The 18344-nt window shown below is 62.9% G+C and carries 10 protein-coding genes; 7 read left to right on the forward strand and 3 right to left on the reverse strand.

Annotation, left to right across the window (positions count from 1 at the left end; genetic code table 11):
* Nucleotides 1-129 precede the first annotated feature (129 nt).
* From HH213_RS28350 to HH213_RS28365, 4 genes are all read left to right on the forward strand, one after another.
* Nucleotides 130-1653, forward strand: a complete 1524-nt coding sequence (locus HH213_RS28350) for a CehA/McbA family metallohydrolase (protein ID WP_229263210.1) — start codon at nt 130-132, stop codon at nt 1651-1653.
* A gap of 195 nt (nt 1654-1848) precedes the next feature.
* Nucleotides 1849-3729: a putative bifunctional diguanylate cyclase/phosphodiesterase gene (locus HH213_RS28355; protein WP_169114498.1), complete on the forward strand. Its 1881-nt coding sequence runs from the start codon at nt 1849-1851 to the stop codon at nt 3727-3729.
* 3 nt (nt 3730-3732) lie between these two features.
* Nucleotides 3733-8628 carry a hybrid sensor histidine kinase/response regulator gene (locus tag HH213_RS28360; protein WP_169114500.1) on the forward strand — a complete coding sequence of 1632 codons (4896 nt, stop codon included), beginning with the start codon at nt 3733-3735 and terminating at the stop codon, nt 8626-8628.
* Nucleotides 8616-9464 carry a CheR family methyltransferase gene (locus HH213_RS28365; RefSeq protein WP_169114502.1) on the forward strand — a complete coding sequence of 283 codons (849 nt, stop codon included), beginning with the start codon at nt 8616-8618 and terminating at the stop codon, nt 9462-9464. The genes HH213_RS28360 and HH213_RS28365 overlap by 13 nt, the downstream gene beginning before the upstream one ends.
* 5 nt (nt 9465-9469) lie before the next feature.
* Here the strand turns inward: HH213_RS28365 and HH213_RS28370 are convergent, their stop codons facing one another.
* Both HH213_RS28370 and HH213_RS28375 read right to left on the reverse strand, forming a co-directional pair.
* On the reverse strand, nt 9470-10096 hold the full coding sequence (locus HH213_RS28370; protein WP_169114504.1) for a glutathione S-transferase family protein: 627 nt from the start codon (nt 10094-10096) through the stop codon (nt 9470-9472).
* Nucleotides 10093-10761: a glutathione S-transferase family protein gene (locus HH213_RS28375; protein WP_169114506.1), complete on the reverse strand. Its 669-nt coding sequence runs from the start codon at nt 10759-10761 to the stop codon at nt 10093-10095. Before HH213_RS28375 ends, HH213_RS28370 begins: the two co-directional genes overlap by 4 nt.
* Nucleotides 10762-10882: 121 nt before the next feature.
* On the opposite strand from HH213_RS28375, the gene HH213_RS28380 reads away from it, so the two are divergent.
* Both HH213_RS28380 and HH213_RS28385 read left to right on the forward strand, forming a co-directional pair.
* Nucleotides 10883-13540 (forward strand): M1 family metallopeptidase, encoded by a 2658-nt coding sequence (locus HH213_RS28380; RefSeq protein ID WP_169114508.1) that lies wholly within the window; start codon nt 10883-10885, stop codon nt 13538-13540.
* A 364-nt stretch (nt 13541-13904) separates the two neighbouring features.
* The gene (locus HH213_RS28385) at nt 13905-14606 is read left to right on the forward strand and encodes a YceI family protein (RefSeq protein WP_169114510.1); all 702 of its coding nucleotides are present in this window, start codon (nt 13905-13907) and stop codon (nt 14604-14606) included.
* 130 nt (nt 14607-14736) lie between these two features.
* Here HH213_RS28385 and HH213_RS28390 read toward each other — a convergent pair whose 3' ends face one another.
* Nucleotides 14737-15366, reverse strand: a complete 630-nt coding sequence (locus tag HH213_RS28390) for a LysE family translocator (RefSeq protein ID WP_169114512.1) — start codon at nt 15364-15366, stop codon at nt 14737-14739.
* 102 nt (nt 15367-15468) lie between these two features.
* Here HH213_RS28390 and HH213_RS28395 point away from each other — a divergent pair, with 102 nt between their 5' ends.
* Nucleotides 15469-18285 carry a hybrid sensor histidine kinase/response regulator gene (locus HH213_RS28395; protein ID WP_169114514.1) on the forward strand — a complete coding sequence of 939 codons (2817 nt, stop codon included), beginning with the start codon at nt 15469-15471 and terminating at the stop codon, nt 18283-18285.
* Nucleotides 18286-18344: the final 59 nt, after the last annotated feature.

Consider the following 18344-nt stretch of genomic DNA (forward strand, 5'->3'; position numbering starts at 1 on the left):
CTGCGCAAATCCATTACATGCATCGTGCTAGCGACGATCTTACGTTCGCTTCATGCGGATGAGGAACGGCATGAGTTTGATGCCGTGTTACAAGTTCCGTTTCACGCAGATGAGCGGGGCGAGCGGGTGATGACGCTGCACTTCACGGCGCCGGCAGAGGTGCGCTCATTGCGCTGGCGACTCACGCTACTGCCCCGGCATGATGAAACAGCGGTGCACAGCTGGCAGGGCACGCGGACGGTCGCCGGCGAACCGGTGGAGGTGACTGTACGCTGGCGGGAGGACGTGCCCAAAGGCGTCTACAGGATGAGGTTGTCGGCAAGTCTGGACGGCGGCGGCGAGATCGAGCAGAGCTGGCCGGTGGCGGTTGGCGCGTCTACCGTCCGCCAGCCCGCTACGAGGACTGCGGCGAGAGCACGCGCTGGCGCGGCGACCGGGGCGGCGGCTGATGTGGCGACTGCATTGGCGGCATCGATGGCCGACGGTGCGGCGCATTCGCGTGCGACGGCGACGGCGACGGCATCCGCCGAGTTGTACGACATCTATCTCGGCAACCTGCACAGCCAGACCAACCACAGCGACGGTGGCGGCGTGCTCGATCAGTGCACCGGCGCGCAGGAACCGCAGCACGGCGCCTTCGGCCCGTCCGACGCCTACGCTTACGCCCAGCAACACGGCCTCGACTTCCTGATGACCTCCGAGCACAATCACATGTTCGACGGCTCTGACGGCACCAACCGGGCCGCCGCCGCCAGCGCCGTCCACGCCCTGTTTCAGGACGGCCTGCGCCAGGCCGCGCAATGGCGCACCGATCACACACCATTCCTCGCGCTGTACGGCCAGGAATGGGGCGTGATCAGCCACGGTGGTCACATCAACATCCTCAACGCCGACGCCCTGCTCGGCTGGGAGCGCAACGCCCAGGGCGAACTGCTGGCCGACGAAGAAACGCCCAGGAGCGACTACCAGACGCTGTACCAGCATCTGCGCCAACATCACTGGTTCGGCCAGTTCAATCATCCGCAACGCGACCAGTTCGCCATCAACGGCCAGCCGCTGGCCTGGAGCGCCGCCGGCGACGCCAGCATGCTGCTGTGCGAAGTCATGAACAGCAGCGCCTACTCAACCAGCACTGACGAAAACGAGCCACGCCGCAGCAATTTCGAAACCGGCTGCAACGCGCTGCTGGAGGCCGGCTACCACCTCGCCTTCAGCAGCAACCAGGACAATCACTGTGCCAACTGGGGTGCGGCGTACTCAAACCGAACGGCCGTGCTGCTGCCCCGCAGCACGCCGCTCACACAAGCCGGCCTGCTGGATGCCTTGCGAGCCCGCCGCACTTACGCCACGATGGACAAACACAGCCAGCTGATCTTCACCGCCAACGGCCACATGATGGGCGAAAGCTTCCAGAATCGCGGCAAATTGACGCTGAAAGCGGACTACGCCAGCACCGCCGGCCGCAGCATCGCCGCGTTCAGCATCTTCCACGGCGTCCCCGGCCGCAATGGCAAGGTCGCCGCCATCAGCACGAAGAGCAAACGCACTTTCGCGCCGTTACCCGGCGAACACTTTTATTACGCAAGAGTCACGCAGGATGACGGAAAAATGCTGTGGAGCGCGCCTGTCTGGGTGACGCAATTGTCGCCCTGATCACCAGCCAATCGTGCGCAGTAGAAAATTTAATTCCATTAATATTTTTCTTGCTAGAAAAGCTGGAATCACAGTTATTAAAACGATAAAATGGTGCCTGCCGTTATGGTGCGGCAGCGCACAAAATTGCTTGACTCCGCACTCCACAAGAGTATCTTTTACCTTCCAAAGCGATAGTCTAAAACCAGCCCAGCCGTGCATATTCCTAAAGTTCTTCTTGTCAACGACGATCCAGCCAGCTTGTATGCGCTGGAGAGCCTGCTGCTGGATGCGGCCGATCAGCATTTGTACGAGCTGATCACCGCCAGTTCGGGCAAGGAAGCGCTGCGCCAAGTGCTGTTGCATGAGTTCGCAGTGATCCTGCTGGACGTCAGCATGCCGAACATGGATGGCTTTGAGACCGCCGAAGCGATTCATTCGCATCCGCGCTCGGCCGGCACACCGATCATCTTCATCACCGCCCACTACGCGGACGAGATGAACCGCCTGAAGGCGTACCAGAAAGGCGCGGCCGATTATCTGTTCACGCCGGTTATTCCACAAATCCTGCAAGCCAAGGTGGCGGTGTTTGTCGAGATGGCGGCCAAGAATCTGCAACTGCGCATCAAGAGCGACGAACTGGCGCGCCTCAACCAGGACTTGCGCGTCCAGCGCCTGCAGGATCTGGAGCGCATCAACGCCGAACTGGAACTGGAAATCAAGGAACGCAAACAGGCGGAACAGCGCGCGCATGACCTGTCCACGCGCGACGCGCTGACCAACCTGCTCAACCGCCGCGCGCTGATCCAGCAGCTGGAGCACGCCGTCGCCACGGCCGATCGCAGCGGCGTCGGCTTCGCGCTGCTATTCCTCGACCTCGACAAGTTCAAGCAGATTAACGACAACTACGGCCACGAAGCGGGCGACGAATTGCTGCGCCAGGTGGCGGCGCGACTGTCGGCGGCGGTGCGGGTGGCCGACATCGTCGCCCGTCTGGGCGGTGACGAATTCGTGGTGCTGATCGAAGGTAAATCCGCTTCCGCCAACGCCGCGCGCGTCGGCCGCAAGATCGAACTGGCCTGCGCCCTGCCCTTCGACATCGGCAGCAATCGCTTGAAAACGGCGGCCAGCATCGGCATCGCGCTATATCCCGAAGACGGCGCCAACGCGCAAGCGCTGATGAAGAACGCCGACACCGCGATGTATCACGCCAAACAGAACACCGCCGCGCCAGTGCAGTTCTTCCACGAACAGCTAAATGTACGCGAGCGCGAACGGGAACAGTGGACGCTCGACCTGCGCAAGGCGCTGGCGGCCAATCAGTTGGAGCTGCGCTACCAGCCGCAGGTCGACCTGCGCAGCGGCCGCGTGATCGCCGCAGAAGCGCTGCTGACCTGGCACCATCCGGTGCATGGGCTGCTGGAAGCGGCGCAATTCCTGCCGCAGGTACAGGAGCGCACGCTGCTCGACCGCATCGACGCGTGGGTCATCGCGCAAAGCTGTGCGCAGGCGTCGCTGTGGCAAAGCCTGAGCGGCAGCGCGAATGGCGTGCAAGGGCCGCCGCTGTGCATCTGGCTCAATCTGGCGACGCCGCAGTTGCACGCGGACCTGCTGCACGCGCTGCTGCCGGCGATGCGCAAGCACGGCCTGACGCCGGGCAGCATGGGCATCGAACTGAATGAAAAGCTGCTGCTCGGCCCCACCGAGCCGCTGGCGCAATTGCTGATGCAGCTGCAAAGCGCCGGCGTGCGCACGGCGCTGGACGATTTCGGCAGCGCGCGTTCGTCGCTGGCCGCGTGCAAGCGCTGGCAGCTCAACGCGCTGAAGATCGACCGTAGCTTCGTGCACGGCATCGGCAATGACGAAGGCGGCACCGACATCGTGGCGGCCGTGGTGCATCTGGCGAAAGCGCTGTCGATGCGCGTGATCGCACTGGGCGTCGAGACGCGCCTGCAGATGGAAGTGCTGCAGCACATGGGCTGCCATATCTGCCAGGGCGAGCTGTTTTATCCGCCGTTGACGGCGGCAGGCCTGCTGGAACAAACCGGCGATATCAATAACATCAACTCACCTACCCTCCTAAGCAACGAGGAATAAGACATGAATAATATGACCGACTTGGGCGAACAGCTGGACGCAAAGGTTTTGCTTTCCACGCTAATGGCACTGAAAAAAGGAGACTTTTCAGTGCGCATGCCAACCGACTGGATAGGCATGGCCGGCAAGATCGCCGATACGCTGAACGACATCATCGACACCAAATCGCGCATGGTGCGCGAAGTGACGGAGGTAAGCCGGGTGGTAGGCCGCGAAGGCCGCTTGACGCAGCGCGCCGAGATGACCAACACCACCGGCGGCTGGGCCACCATCCTCAGCTCCGTCAATACGCTGATCGACGATCTGGTGCGGCCGACCTCCGAAATGGCGCGCGTGATCGGCGCCGTGGCAAAAGGCGACCTGTCGCAGACCATGGCGCTGGAGGTGGACGGTCACCCGCTGAAAGGCCAGTACCTGCGCGCGGCGATGACCGCAAATACGATGGTGGAACAGCTGTCGTCCTTCTCGTCCGAAGTAACGCGGGTGGCGCGTGAGGTGGGCACGGAGGGTAAGCTGGGAGGCCAGGCGCAGGTCAAAGGCGTGGCCGGTACCTGGAAGGACTTGACCGACTCGGTGAACTCGATGGCGGGTAACCTGACCTCGCAGGTGCGTAACATCGCCGAGGTGACCACCGCTGTGGCCAACGGCGACTTGTCCAAAAAGATCACGGTGGACGTGCGCGGCGAGATCCTGCAGCTGAAGGACACCATCAACGTGATGGTGGACCAGCTGCGTTCCTTCGCTTCCGAAGTGACGCGGGTGGCGCGCGAGGTGGGTACCGAGGGTAAGCTGGGTGGCCAGGCCTACGTACCGGGCGTCGGCGGCACCTGGAAGGACTTGACCGATAACGTCAACTTCATGGCGTCCAACTTGACGGGCCAGGTGCGTAACATCGCGGCGGTGACGACGGCGGTGGCGAATGGCGACTTGTCGAAAAAGATTACGGTGGACGTCAAGGGCGAGATTCTCGAACTGAAAAACACCATTAACGTGATGGTGGACCAGCTATCCTCCTTCGCTTCCGAGGTGACGCGGGTGGCGCGCGAGGTGGGTACGGAAGGTAAGCTGGGCGGCCAGGCGCAGGTGAAGGGCGTGGCCGGCACCTGGAAGGACTTGACCGACTCGGTCAACTCGATGGCGGGTAACTTGACGGGCCAGGTGCGTAACATCGCCGACGTAACCACCGCCGTGGCGAATGGCGACTTGTCGAAGAAAATCACGGTAGACGTCAAGGGCGAGATTCTCGAGCTGAAAAACACCATCAACGTGATGGTCGACCAGTTGAACTCCTTCGCATCGGAAGTGACGCGGGTGGCGCGCGAGGTGGGTACCGAAGGTAAGCTGGGCGGTCAGGCCAACGTGCCCGGCGTGGCCGGCACCTGGAAGGACTTGACCGACGGCGTGAACTCGATGGCGGGTAACTTGACGGGCCAGGTGCGTAATATCGCCGACGTGACCACCGCAGTGGCCAATGGCGACCTGTCGAAGAAAATCACGGTGGACGTCAAGGGTGAGATTCTTGAACTGAAGAACACCATCAACGTGATGGTCGACCAGTTGTCCTCCTTCGCTTCCGAGGTGACGCGCGTGGCGCGCGAGGTGGGCACCGAGGGTAAGCTGGGCGGACAGGCATACGTGCCGGGCGTCGGCGGGACGTGGAAAGACTTGACCGACAACGTCAACTTCATGGCGTCCAACTTGACGGGCCAGGTGCGTAACATCGCGGCGGTGACCACGGCCGTGGCGCGCGGCGACTTGTCGAAAAAAATTACGGTGGACGTCAAGGGTGAGATCCTGGAACTGAAAGACACCATCAACGTGATGGTGGACCAATTGTCCTCCTTCGCTTCCGAGGTGACCCGCGTGGCGCGTGAGGTGGGTACGGAAGGTAAGCTGGGCGGACAGGCCAACGTGTCCGGCGTGGCCGGCACCTGGAAGGACTTGACCGAGAACGTCAACCAGTTGGCGGCGAATCTGACCAACCAGGTGCGCGCGATTGCGGAGGTGGCAACCGCCGTGACCCGTGGCGACTTGTCGCGTTCCATTCAGGTGGAAGCGCGCGGCGAGGTGTCCTACCTGAAGGACAACATCAATGAAATGATCCGTAACCTGAAAGACACCACGCTGAAGAACGCGCAGCAGGATTGGCTGAAGACCAATCTGGCGCGCTTCACCCGCTTGCTGCAAGGCCAGCGCGACTTGCAGGCCGTGACTAAGCTGATTCTGTCCGAGCTGGCGCCGCTGGTGTCGGCCCACCATGGCGTGTTCTATATGATGGATTCCGGTGACAGCGATGCGCGCCTGCGCATGATCGCAAGCTATGGCTACCGCTCCAGCCGCAAGCTGCCAACCTCATTCCTGCCGGGCGAAGGCCTGGTAGGCCAGTGCGCGCTGGAGAAAGTGCGGATCTGGCTGACCGACGTGCCGCGCGATTACATCGTGGTGTCGTCCGGCCTTGGTGCGGCTCCGCCCACCAATATCGTGGTGCTGCCTATCCTGTTCGAGCAGCAGGTCAAGGCGGTGATCGAAATCGCGTCGCTGGACCGCTTCACCGAAACCCACCTGTCCTTCCTCGACCAGCTGATGGAATCGATCGGCGTGGTGCTGAACACCATCGAGGCGAACAGCCGCACCGAATCGCTGCTGACCCAATCGCAGTCGCTGGCGCAGGAACTGCAACAGACCAACCAGGAGCTAGCCGAAAAAGCCCGCCTGCTGTCCGAGCAGAATATCGAGGTGGAACGCAAGAACCGGGAGGTGGAGCAAGCCAAACTGGCGCTGGAAGAGAAAGCCACCCAGCTGGCGCTGTCGTCGAAGTACAAATCCGAATTCCTGGCGAATATGTCGCACGAGCTGCGCACACCATTGAATTCGCTGCTGATTCTGGCGCAGCAGCTGGGCGATAACCCGGACGGCAACCTGTCCGGCAAGCAGGTGGAATTCGCCAAGACCATTCACGGATCCGGCTCCGACCTTCTGACGCTGATCAACGATATTCTGGACCTGTCGAAGATCGAGTCGGGCACGGTCACGCTGGACGTGTCGGAGTACCGCTTCCAGAATCTGCGCAATTACGTCGACCGTACCTTCCGTCACATGGCCGAAGCCAAGCACCTCGGCTTCTCGGTGGAACTGAAGGAAAGCCTGCCGACCGCCATGATGACCGACACCACGCGCCTGCAGCAGGTGCTGAAAAACCTGTTGTCGAACGCCTTCAAGTTCACCACGCACGGCCAGGTGTCGCTGGAAATCAGTCTGGTCAACAGCGGCTTCACCAGCGACCACCCGAATTTGCTGCATGCGGACGCCGTGCTGTCGTTCGCGGTGACCGACACCGGCGTCGGCATTGCCTCGGACAAACTGCAGCTGATCTTCGAGGCGTTCCAGCAGGCCGACGGTTCCACCGCCCGCAAGTACGGCGGCACCGGCCTTGGCCTGTCGATTTCGCGCGAGCTGGCGCGCCTGCTGGGCGGCGAGATCCGTGTCGAGTCGGTGGTCGGCAGCGGCTCCACCTTCACACTATTCCTGCCGTATAACCGCGCGGGCTTCATCAACTACGACATCAACCGCCAGCCGCAGGTGCGCCTGCCGACGCCGTCGCCGCAGGTAGTCTACACGCTGCCGGCACAGACCGAACTGGCGCTGGCGGACCACAGCGGCAGTCATGAGCAGGACGCCGACATGGACCAGTACAGCGGAAGCGATGACCGCGGCCTGGTCGCGCCAGGCGACCCGTCAGTGCTGATCATCGAGGACGACGAGCGCTTCTCGCAGATCGTGCTGGGCTTCGCACGCGAGAAGAACTTCAAGGGCGTCGTAACCATGCAGGGTGACTCCGCACTGAGCCTGGCGCGTGACTACCTGCCATCGGCCATCCTGCTGGACCTGGACCTGCCGGACATCGACGGCTTTACGGTGCTGGACCGCCTGAAGCGCGATCCGAGTACCCGGCATATTCCGGTGCATGTGATGTCCAGCTTGCGCGAACGTGAACGCGCGCTGCGGCTGGGCGCCATCTCCTACCTGAATAAACCGGTCAGCAAGGAGGCCTTGCAGGAAGAATTCACGCGCATCCAGAAGTTCCTGCTGGGCGGCAAACGCAGCCTGCTGGTGGTGGACGACGAACCGGCGCAGCGCGACTCCATCGTGGCGCTGATCGGCGATTCCGACATCCACATCGTCGCGGTGGAAACCGGCCAGGCGGCGCTGGACGCGCTGCGCGAGCAGCACTTCGACTGCATGGTGCTGGACCTGACGCTGCCCGACATCAGCGGCTTCGACCTGCTGGACATCATCGGCAAGAACGAATCGCTGCGCGATCTGCCGGTGGTGATCAACACCGCCAAAGACCTGAACCGCAAGGAAGTGGCCAAGCTCAAACGCTACGCCAAGACCATTGTGATCAAGGATGCACGTTCGCCGGAGCGGCTGCTGGATGAGACGGCACTGTTCCTGCACCGCTCTCAGGCCAGCCTGCCGGAAGCGCAACGCAAGATGCTGGAAGAGATCCACGCGGCGGAAGGCGGCCTGGCGGGCCGCAAGGTGCTGATTGTCGATGATGACTTGCGCAACATCTTCGCGCTGTCATCGCTGCTGGAACGCCAGCAGATGCATGTGCTATTCGCCGAAAACGGCCGCGATGGCATCGAGGTGCTGGAGCGCGATCCGACCATCGAGATCGTCCTGATGGACATCATGATGCCGGAGATGGACGGTTACGACACCATGCGCGCGATCCGCCGCATCCCTAAATTCAAATCGCTGCCGATCATTACACTGACGGCCAAGGCGATGAAGGGCGACCGCGACAAGTGTATCGCTGCCGGCGCGTCGGACTACATCACCAAGCCGGTGGATGTGGCACAGTTGCTGTCGCTGATGCGCGTATGGCTGCACTAATGCCATCGCTGCTTGCTTCCTCGGTGGAGGAGCTGGAACTGGAGCTGCTGCTGCAAGCGCTGTACCAATGCCATGGCTACGACTTTCGCGGGTACGACCGGGCGATGGTTGCGGGCAAGGTTCAGGCGCTGCGGCTGCGTCTCGGCCTGGCCACCATCTCGGCGCTGCAATCGCGCGTGCTGCACGATGGCGAAACGTACAACACCCTGCTGCGGGCGCTGTACGTGGCGCCTGCGCTGATGTTTGACGATCCGCTGGAAGTGTCGATGTTGCGGCGGTCCCTGGGCGTGAGCCTGCACGGGGCCGCGCTGCCGCGCGTGTGGCTGGCCGATTGCGCCAGCCCGCAGCAGGCCTGGACGCTGGCCATCCTGCTGGAACAGGAGCAGCTGGCGCCGCGCACAGAAATCTACGCCACCGTCGCCAGCGACACCATGCTGGCCGACGCGCAGCACGCCAGCCTGCCGATGGCTCGGCTGGATGAGCTGCAAGCGAACTACGCGCGCAGCGGCGGCGTCGGCAAGCTGATTGATTATTTCGATATCGATGCCGACGGGCTGCATGCGACGCTGAAGCCGCAACTGGCCGGGCGCATCACGTGGGCGCAATACAATCTGGTGACCGACGCCTCGTTCAATGAGTTTCAGATGATCCTCGGCCAGCGCGCGCTGCCGGACTTTGGGCCTGCGCTGCGCAAGCGCGTGTTGCAGCTATTCGACGGCAGCCTGGCGCCATTCGGCACGCTCGCGCTGGACCGGCCGCTGGACGATCACGACCCGCTGTCGCGCCACTACAAGCCGCTGCTGGCCAATCAGTCCTGGTATAAACGCGTCGCTTAAACCGCTTAGCCCAGCGCACCCGCGCTGGGACGCTCGGCAATGCGGTCGCGCCATGCCTGAAGGTGGGCCAATCCCTCCTGCCCCGGCCGGAATTTCATCAGTCCACGCGCAAACTCCAAGGCGCAGAACGCGGTAATATCGGCGATGGTGAAGCGCTGCCCGGCCACAAAGGGCTGGCCAGCCAGGGTTGCATCCAGCCAGCGCGCCGTTTCGCGCATCTTCTCGGCCTGCGCCGCGCCGTAATCCGGAAACTGCGGCTGCTCCAGCGCCGCCAGGCCTGGATGCGTGTGACGGATGCAGTTGGCGGCTCCAAGGAACAGATGCAGTTCCACGCGGCGGTCCGTCATCTCGATGAAGGCCCGCTCGTCAAAGCCCTCGCCCATCAGATTAGGCTCGGGTGCGTAGCCTTCCAGCCAGGAGCAGATGGCGCGCGTCTCGCACAGCACGCGGCCGTCGTCCAGCTCCAGCGCCGGCACCCGTCCGAACGGGTTAAGCGCCAGGTATTCGGCGCTGCGGTGCTGGCCGGCGCCGATATCGATCTGCACCGGTTCAATGCCGGTCAGCCCTTTCTCGGCGATGAACATGGCGACGCGGCGCGGATTGGGCGCGCGGGCGGAGGTATAGAGCTTCATCGCGATTGCCCCTTTTCCAACATCGTGCCTACTGTAGTGGGATCGGTGCGCTCCACACGCGGCGGCAGCATGATCCCGCGCTGCACCGCCGGCCGCGCGGCAATCGCGGCCAACCAGCGTTGCAGGTGCGGCAGGTCATCCACCGTCACGCCCGACCAGTTGTGCGTATGCACCCACGCCCAGTTGGCGATGTCGGCGATCGAATAATCGCCGGCCAGGTATTCGTGCTGCGCCAGGTGCGCGTCCAGCACGCGGAACAGGCGCTTGCTCTCGCCCTGATAGCGGTCGATGGCCGGCTGTATCTTCTCCGGGAAGTAGCGGTGGAACACATTGGCCTGCCCCATCATCGGGCCGATGCCGCCCATCTGGAACATCAGCCATTGCAGCACCTGCGAGCGGCCCTTGAAATCTGTGGGCATCAATTCGCCGGTTTTCTCGGCCAGATAAATCAGGATGGCGCCGGACTCGAACACCGCAAAATTGTCCTCGGCACGGTCGACGATGGCCGGGATGCGGCCGTTCGGATTAATCGCCAGGAACCAGGGTTCTTTCTGTTCGCCGGCCATCAGGTCCAGCGCATGCAGCGTGTAGGTCAGTTCCAGCTCTTCCAGCGCGATGGAGACTTTATGGCCGTTGGGAGTCGCGGCCGTGTACAAATCGATCATGTCTGTGCCTTATGCCAAAGTGAACGTAGCAAGATCATAATCCTATTTGGGATTTGACAGCGTCCGCACTTCGCCGTAGATTGCTTGCTTGCCCAAAAGGCTCACATTACAAAGGAAAAGCATGCAACGCAGTTTGATTTCGCTCGCCGTCATGGCGCTGCTGGGATTGTCCGCCGGCGCCCCTACCCTGGTCGCCGCTGCCCCTGCCGCCAAAGTTACGCAGGTCACTACCCAGCTTCCCCGCACCGCCGTCCCGACGCACTACGCCGTGTCGCTGACACCGGATGCCGCCAACAGCAGCTTTAGCGCCAGCGTGACGATCGCGCTCGATGTCAAACAAGCCACCAGCAGCCTGACCCTGAACGCCGCCGACCTGAAATTCAGCGCCGCCACCATCAGCGCCGGCCCAGGCAAATCGCAGCAAGCCGCCAGCAAGACCGATATCGACGCCGACAAGCAGACCGTCACCTTCCATTTCGCCGATACCCTGAAGCCGGGCAGCTACCAGCTTAAGCTGGACTACACGGGTGTGATCGGCACCCAGGCCTCCGGCCTGTTCTCGCTCGACTACGACAACGGCGGCGCCAAAAAGCGCGCCCTGTACACCCAGTTTGAAAACTCCGACGCGCGCCGCATGATCCCATCGTGGGACGAGCCGTTCTACAAGGCCACCTTCGCGCTGGAGGCCATTGTCCCTGCCGGCCAGATGGCCGTGTCCAATATGCCGGCGACTTCCACCACCAAGCTGGCCGACGGCCGTGAACTGGTGCGGTTTGCCACCACGCCAAAAATGTCGACCTACCTGCTGTTCTTCGGCCTGGGCGAATTTGAGCGCGCCACCGCCATGGAGCAAGGCGTGGAGCTGGGCGTGATTACGCAAAAGGGTTCGCTGGGCCAGGCCCAGTTTGCGCTGGACTCGTCGCGCGATGTGCTGAAAGAGTATAACGACTACTTCGGCGTCAAATATCCGCTGCCTAAGCTGGACAACATCGCCGCGCCAGGCCGCAGCCAGTTTTTCAGCGCGATGGAAAACTGGGGCGCTATCTTCACCTTTGAGAATTCGATTCTGCTCGATCCGCGCGTCGCCACGCAGTCGGACAAGGAAGTATCGTTCCTGGTGGCCGCGCACGAAATGGCGCACCAGTGGTTCGGCGACCTGGTGACCATGGCATGGTGGGACGATCTGTGGCTCAACGAGGGCTTCGCCTCGTGGATGGAATCGCGCACCACCACCCGCTTGCACCCTGAATGGAACTGGGAACTGCGCGCAGTCGGCACCCGCGAAGGCGCGATGGAGCAGGACGCGCTGGCCACCACCCACCCGATCGTGCAGCACATTGCCACCGTCGAACAAGCCAGCCAGGCATTCGACAACATCACCTACAGCAAGGGCGAATCGGTCATCCGCATGCTGGAAAACTATGTGGGCGAAGAAGGCTGGCGCGCCGGCGTGCGCAGCTATATCGCCAAGCACGCCTACGGCAACACGGTGTCCGACGACCTGTGGCGCGAAGTGGAAAAGGCAGCGCACAAGCCGGTGACCGCGATTGCCCACGACTTCACGCTGCAACCGGGCGTGCCGCTGATCCGCGTGGCCGATGCCGTGTGCAAGGATGGCAAGACCACCATCCAGCTGACGCAGGGTGAATTCAGCAAGGACAAGGAAAACAAGAAGCCACTGAGCTGGCGCGTGCCGGTGATCGCCCAGACCGTCGGCGGCGCCACCGTGCGCACGGTGGTCAGCGGCGGCAAGGCCAGCATGACGCTGCCTGGTTGCGGCGCGGTACTGGTGAATGCCGGCCAGAGTGGCTACTACCGCACGCTGTACACCGACAAGGCCTTTGGCGCGCTGGCGAAGGGCTTCGCCACCATGCCGACCATCGACCAACTGGGCCTGCTGTCGGATAGCTGGGCGCTGGGCATGGCCGGCTTGATGCCGGCCTCCAGCTTCCTCGACCTGGCCAACAGCGCGCCGGTGGACGCGGCGCCGCAGGTGTGGCAGAAGATCGCCGGCGTACTGGCCGGCCTGCACGACAGCTACGAAGGCAAGCCGGAACAGCGTGCGGCGCTGGACCGCTTTGCGCGTGCGCGCCTGGCGCCAGTGTTTGCCCGCATTGGCTGGACCGCCGCCAAGGATGAAGCAGCACCTGTAGCCAACCTGCGCGACACGCTGATCCGCGTGCTGGGCGAAGTGGGTGACGAAAGCGTGATCGCCGAAGCGCGCCGCCGTTATGCCGCTTCCTCCACCGACAAGTCGGCCATGCCGGCCGCGCTGCGTCGTCCTATCCTCAGCGTGATCGCCACCAGTGCCGATGCCGCCACCTGGGATCAGATGCGCGCCGCCGCCAAGGCCGAGCAATCGAACATGATCAAGGCGCAGCTGTATGACCTGCTGGGCGCCAGCAACGACAAAGCCCAGGCGCAGCGCGCGCTGGACCTGGCACTGACCGATGAACCGGGCGCCACCGCCGGCGCGTCGATCATCAGCCACGTGGCCGGCAACCACCCGGACCTGGCGTTCGACTTCGCCATCTCGCACCGCGACCAGATCGACAAGATCGTCGATGGCGCCTCGCGCAGCCGCTACTTCCCTGGTCTGGGCGGACGTTCGGCCGATCCGGCCATGATCGGCAAGCTGCAGGCTTACGCCAAGCAGTACCTGCCGGCCGATGCGCAAGGCGATACCAAGCAGGCGATTGCGGCGATCGAGTACCGCATCAAGGTGCGCACCAAGCGTCTGCCGCAGATTGACGCGTGGTTGAAGCAGCACGCCGGCTAAAGGCAAAAAAAACCAGCATCGTCGTGAGACGGTGCTGGTCGCAAAACGCTCGAAAGCGTGGGGATGTCGGGTTGTCCGCCGACTATGGTGTCGTCTGGACTAAAATTGTGCCGGGCGTTATAGGTCCGGCAACCTGGCGCTGGGCTTAACCTCGCGCTATGGGTTCTACTTTGCCACCGATCGCAAAACGCAGGCTTAGAACTTCATTAAGGTACAAAAGATGGGGGATGGTGCCGGTGTTTGAGGCCACCGGCCAGCCTGCTGAGCCATGCACCGAGAGCATCCACGCCATCTTGGGCACGGGGTCGGACGGTGCAAGCGTTCACCAGCGGGAGCGATAATAATTGGACAATATGACGGCCAAATGACGCACACTAAATTATTAACCTATGCAGTATTTGCAGCACTCTGTGCGCTGAGCGCTTGCACGCAGTTGCCGCCACCAACTAGGGCGCCCGCAACCGCGCGTGCTGTCGCCGAAACGCCGCCCTCTGTCACCCCGCCTGCCACACCGGCACTGCGGGACGCCGGCCCACTACTGCACATCGACACCGCCCAATCGCTGATCGCCGTCACTGTGCGGCGCGGCGGTATACTGGCGCGCCTCGGCCATGACCACGTGGTCGCAAGCCATACGGTGACTGGCACGGTTTCGCCATCGCGCAATGTAGCGGATTTCCAGTTTCGTCTCGATGACATGAAAATAGATGAAGCAGACCTGCGCCGCATCGCCGGCCTGGAAAAGCAGCCATCCGCCGACGCCATCGAAGGCACGCGCCACAATATGCTGACCAAAGTGCTGGACGCGGATCGCTATCCGCTGGTCACCGTGCACGTGGAACGCAGCACCGCCGGCCAGCCGCTGCAAGTGGCCATCACACTGCACGGCGTCACGCGCACGTTGGCGATTCCGGTCGAACTGCGTGAAGAAAATGGCGTCATCAACGTCAAAGGTACGGTCCAGTTAAAGCAAACCGATTTCGGCCTGACGCCGTTTTCCGTCATGGGCGGCGCCATGTCCGTGCTGGATCCGATGGAACTGCGCTTCGACTTGACAGCCAGATAAAAAAAAGCCCGCGCACTTCGCGAGGCGCGGGCCGAAAGTTTCAAATCGGGAGAGACTTGAAAGAGCAAAGCCAGTATCTCAGCCATGCATGACGCCCTGATGACATCACGCCGTCCCGATCAAAGTTTTTTTAGCGGGCGATAATCAAGCGTAAACCGAGGCCGACGAAAATCGCGCCAGCCACCCGGTCCATCCACTTGCCGGCGCTCGGCGTGCGATTGATCCACGCCCCCACCGCGCCGGAAAAATAGCCCAGCAATCCAAACAGCACCACCGCCTGCGCCGTGAACAGCAGGCCCAGTTGCGCCGTCTGCCACGCCGCGTCGCCGCGCGAGGCCACCACAAACTGCGGTAAGAACGACAGGAAGAACAGCACCACCTTCGGATTGATCATATTGGCGAACAGCCCCTTGGTGAACAGTTTGCGCAGACTTTCATCAGGCAATCCGGCGCCGTCCACCCGCGCGCCGCCACGGCTGCGCAGGGCGCCGTAACCGAGCCAGATCAGATAGCCGCCACCCAGCAGCTTCAACGCGCCAAACGCCAGCGGCGACGCCTTGATCAAGGCGCTCACGCCCAGCGCTGCCAGCAACGTGTGGCTCAGGCATCCCAGCGCGCAACCCAGGCCAAATACCATGCCCTGGCGACGTCCGCGCGTCATGCCAACGCTGAGCACCATCAGGTTATCCGGCCCCGGCGAAATGGTAATTAGCAGCGCCGCGCCGAGGAATCCGATGAACTGTTCTGGTGAAATAAACAAGATATAGTCCCGATGAGCAAAGCCGTCATCATACCAAAGCGTTAAGTTCTCGTTTAAAATGACACCACCACCTACCATGGACAGCCGGCGCACGGACCACGAATGAGCAAAGCGAGCAAGATAGTCAGCTTCACCGCGTACCTGCGCCGCTATGCCCTGCTCCTGCTGCTGGCGATGTGCGCTCATGCCAGCGCCACCGCCGCTCCCATCGCACTGACCAGCACCAGCATCGATCTGGCCAAGGCCGGTCAACTGTATGCCGACAATGGCGAACCTTATCCCGTCACCGCTGCCGGCCTGCCCGCCATGCTGGCCAAGCTCACAGCGGCGTCCAAGGTCAATCTGCTGGGCGGCGGCTACTGGCTGTATGCAGAGCTGCGCAACGACAGCCGCCAGCAGCACTGGGTAATCGATCCGAACGACACGCTGATCGACCTGGTCGACATCCAGATATACAACGAAGACGGCAGCATCCACCAGATGATGACCGGCTACCGCCAGCCGCATGCCTACCTGCTCCACTATGGCAAGGACATCGACCTGCAGCCGGGCCAGCGCTACCAGGTGCTGATCCGATTCTCCAGCCCTTATTACGCGCGCACGCCGGTATTCTCGGTGCTGCCGCGCACCGACTACCAGCAGCTGGTGGCCAAGGAAAACGTGCTGATTATCGGCGCGATCGGTGCGCTGCTGGCGCTCACCGTGTTCAACTTCTTTATCTACTCGATCACGCGCGACCGCTCGTCGCTGTACTACTCGCTGTATGTGCTGTGCTACGCGGTGGCGTGGGGCATGACCTTCCACATGTCGGCCGATTTGTTCGGCTGGCATAACCTGCACTGGCATTACGTGCCCTTCTTCCTGCTGCCGGTACTGAGCACGCTGTTCTACACCACCTTCCTGCGGCTGAAGGAAACCGCGCCGCGCCTGTATGCGCTGAGCCGCATCAACATCGTGCTGCCACTGGTGACGCTGCCGAGCTGCTTCCTGGCGCTGAGCTACGCTCACACCATCGCCACCATCGTCATCACCATCTGGATGACCATGGCGCTCACCACCGGCATCATCGTCTGGCGCAGCGGTTATTATCCGGCGCGCTTCTTCGTGTTCGGTTTCGTGGCGCTGATGGTGCCTGGCCTGTTCATCCTGCCGGCCAACGTCGGCCTGATCCCGGCGCTGGTCAGCAATGCGCAGCTGTTCACGCTCCTCGGCGGTACGCTGGACGGCGTGCTGCTGGCGTTTGCGCTGGCTGACCAGATTCGCCTTCTGCGCAACAACCTGGAACAGCGCGTCAACGAACGCACGGCCCAGCTGACCGAGGCCAAGGAACATGCGGAAGTGGTCAGCCGCCACCGCATCGACTTCCTGTCGGCGATGAGCCACGACATTCGCACGCCGCTGGCCGGCGTGATCGGCATGATCAAATTCGCAATGCGCGACCAGTCGGTGCGCGGCAGGACCGAAGAGTATCTGCGTATCGGCTTGCAGAACAGCGAATCGCTGCTGGCCATCCTCAACGACATCCTCGACTTCTCCAAGATCGACGCTGGCCGCCTGTCCATCGAAACGGTGGACTTCGACCTGATCGCGCTGATCGACGACGCCCTCGGCATCCTGCAACAGCAGGCCGACGCCAAGAGCCTGCTGCTGCGCTCCGACCTGGCACTTGACCTGCCGCGCTACGTGCGCGGCGACCCGACGCGCCTGCGCCAGATCCTGCTTAACCTGCTGGGCAACGCCATCAAATTCACCGACCGCGGCGAAGTGCGGCTGGACGCCTCGGCGCTGCAGTTGGCCGACGGCCGCGCCAGCGTGAGTTTCGATGTCAGCGACACCGGCCCCGGCATCCCGCCGGACACGCTGCCACGCCTGTTCCAGAAATTCGAGCAGGCCGACCATTCGACCACGCGCCGCTACGGCGGCACCGGCCTTGGCCTGGCGATCTGCAAGGAACTGGTGGAACTGATGGGTGGTTCAATCATGGCCGAGAGCCGCGTCGGCGCCGGCTCCACCTTCACTTTCACGCTGCCGCTGGCGTTGGGGGCTGCACCGGCCATCGACCCCGCCACCGCGCCGCGCAAGGAGCACCACGCCTACCGCCTGCGCGTGCTGTGCGCGGAAGACGTGCGCACCAACCAGATCATCGTCAGCACGCTGCTCGAGGGCATGGGGCACGACATCCGCATCGTGGAAAACGGCCTGCAGGCGCTGCACGCGCTGAGCACCGCCGCCTACGATCTGGTGCTGATGGACGGCCGCATGCCGATGATGGACGGCGAACAGGCCACGCGCCTGATCCGCGCCGGCGGCAGCGAAGACTATCGCGTGCTCGATCCGGCCATTCCGATCATCGCGCTTACCGCCAACGCCAGCGACCATGACCGCGCGCGCTATCTGGCCGGTGGCATGGACGGCTTCCTCAGCAAGCCGGTTGACGAACGCCTGCTATACGATCAGGTGGAAAAAGTCATCGCTCAGCACTTGAGCCGCGGCCGGCCATTGCGGCCCACCGATGCGATGCAACTGGCGGCCGAGCGCACCGCGTCGCTGGACGAGCAGTTCGGCATCGAGCAAGCGGAGGCCCCGCCGGACACGGTGCAAATCATGCCGCTGGCCGGCCTGTCGCACAAGCATATGCAGCGCATCACCCAGGCCTTCCTGGACGAGGCGCCGCGCCGGCTGGAGACGGCACGGGCGGCAGTCGTCGCCGGCAACAGCAACGCCGCTGCGGCGGCCATCCACGCGTTGAAGGGCAGCGCCGGCTACCTCAACTCCACGCACCTGCATTCGCTGTGCCACGAAATGGAAGCCGCCGCCAGCGCCGGCGACCTGGTGGAGGTCATCGACATGCTGCCGGACGTCGAAGCGGCGCTGGACAAAGCCTGCGCCGATCTGCGCAACGCCTGCACCAGCACCTGAGCAGGGTCCAGCAAAGTTTCGCGTTTTCCGCGACAATGAGAGGCTTAGTTCACCTTGCA

It is taken from the genome of Duganella dendranthematis (genome assembly GCF_012849375.1).
Lineage (GTDB): Bacteria > Pseudomonadota > Gammaproteobacteria > Burkholderiales > Burkholderiaceae_D > Rugamonas > Rugamonas dendranthematis.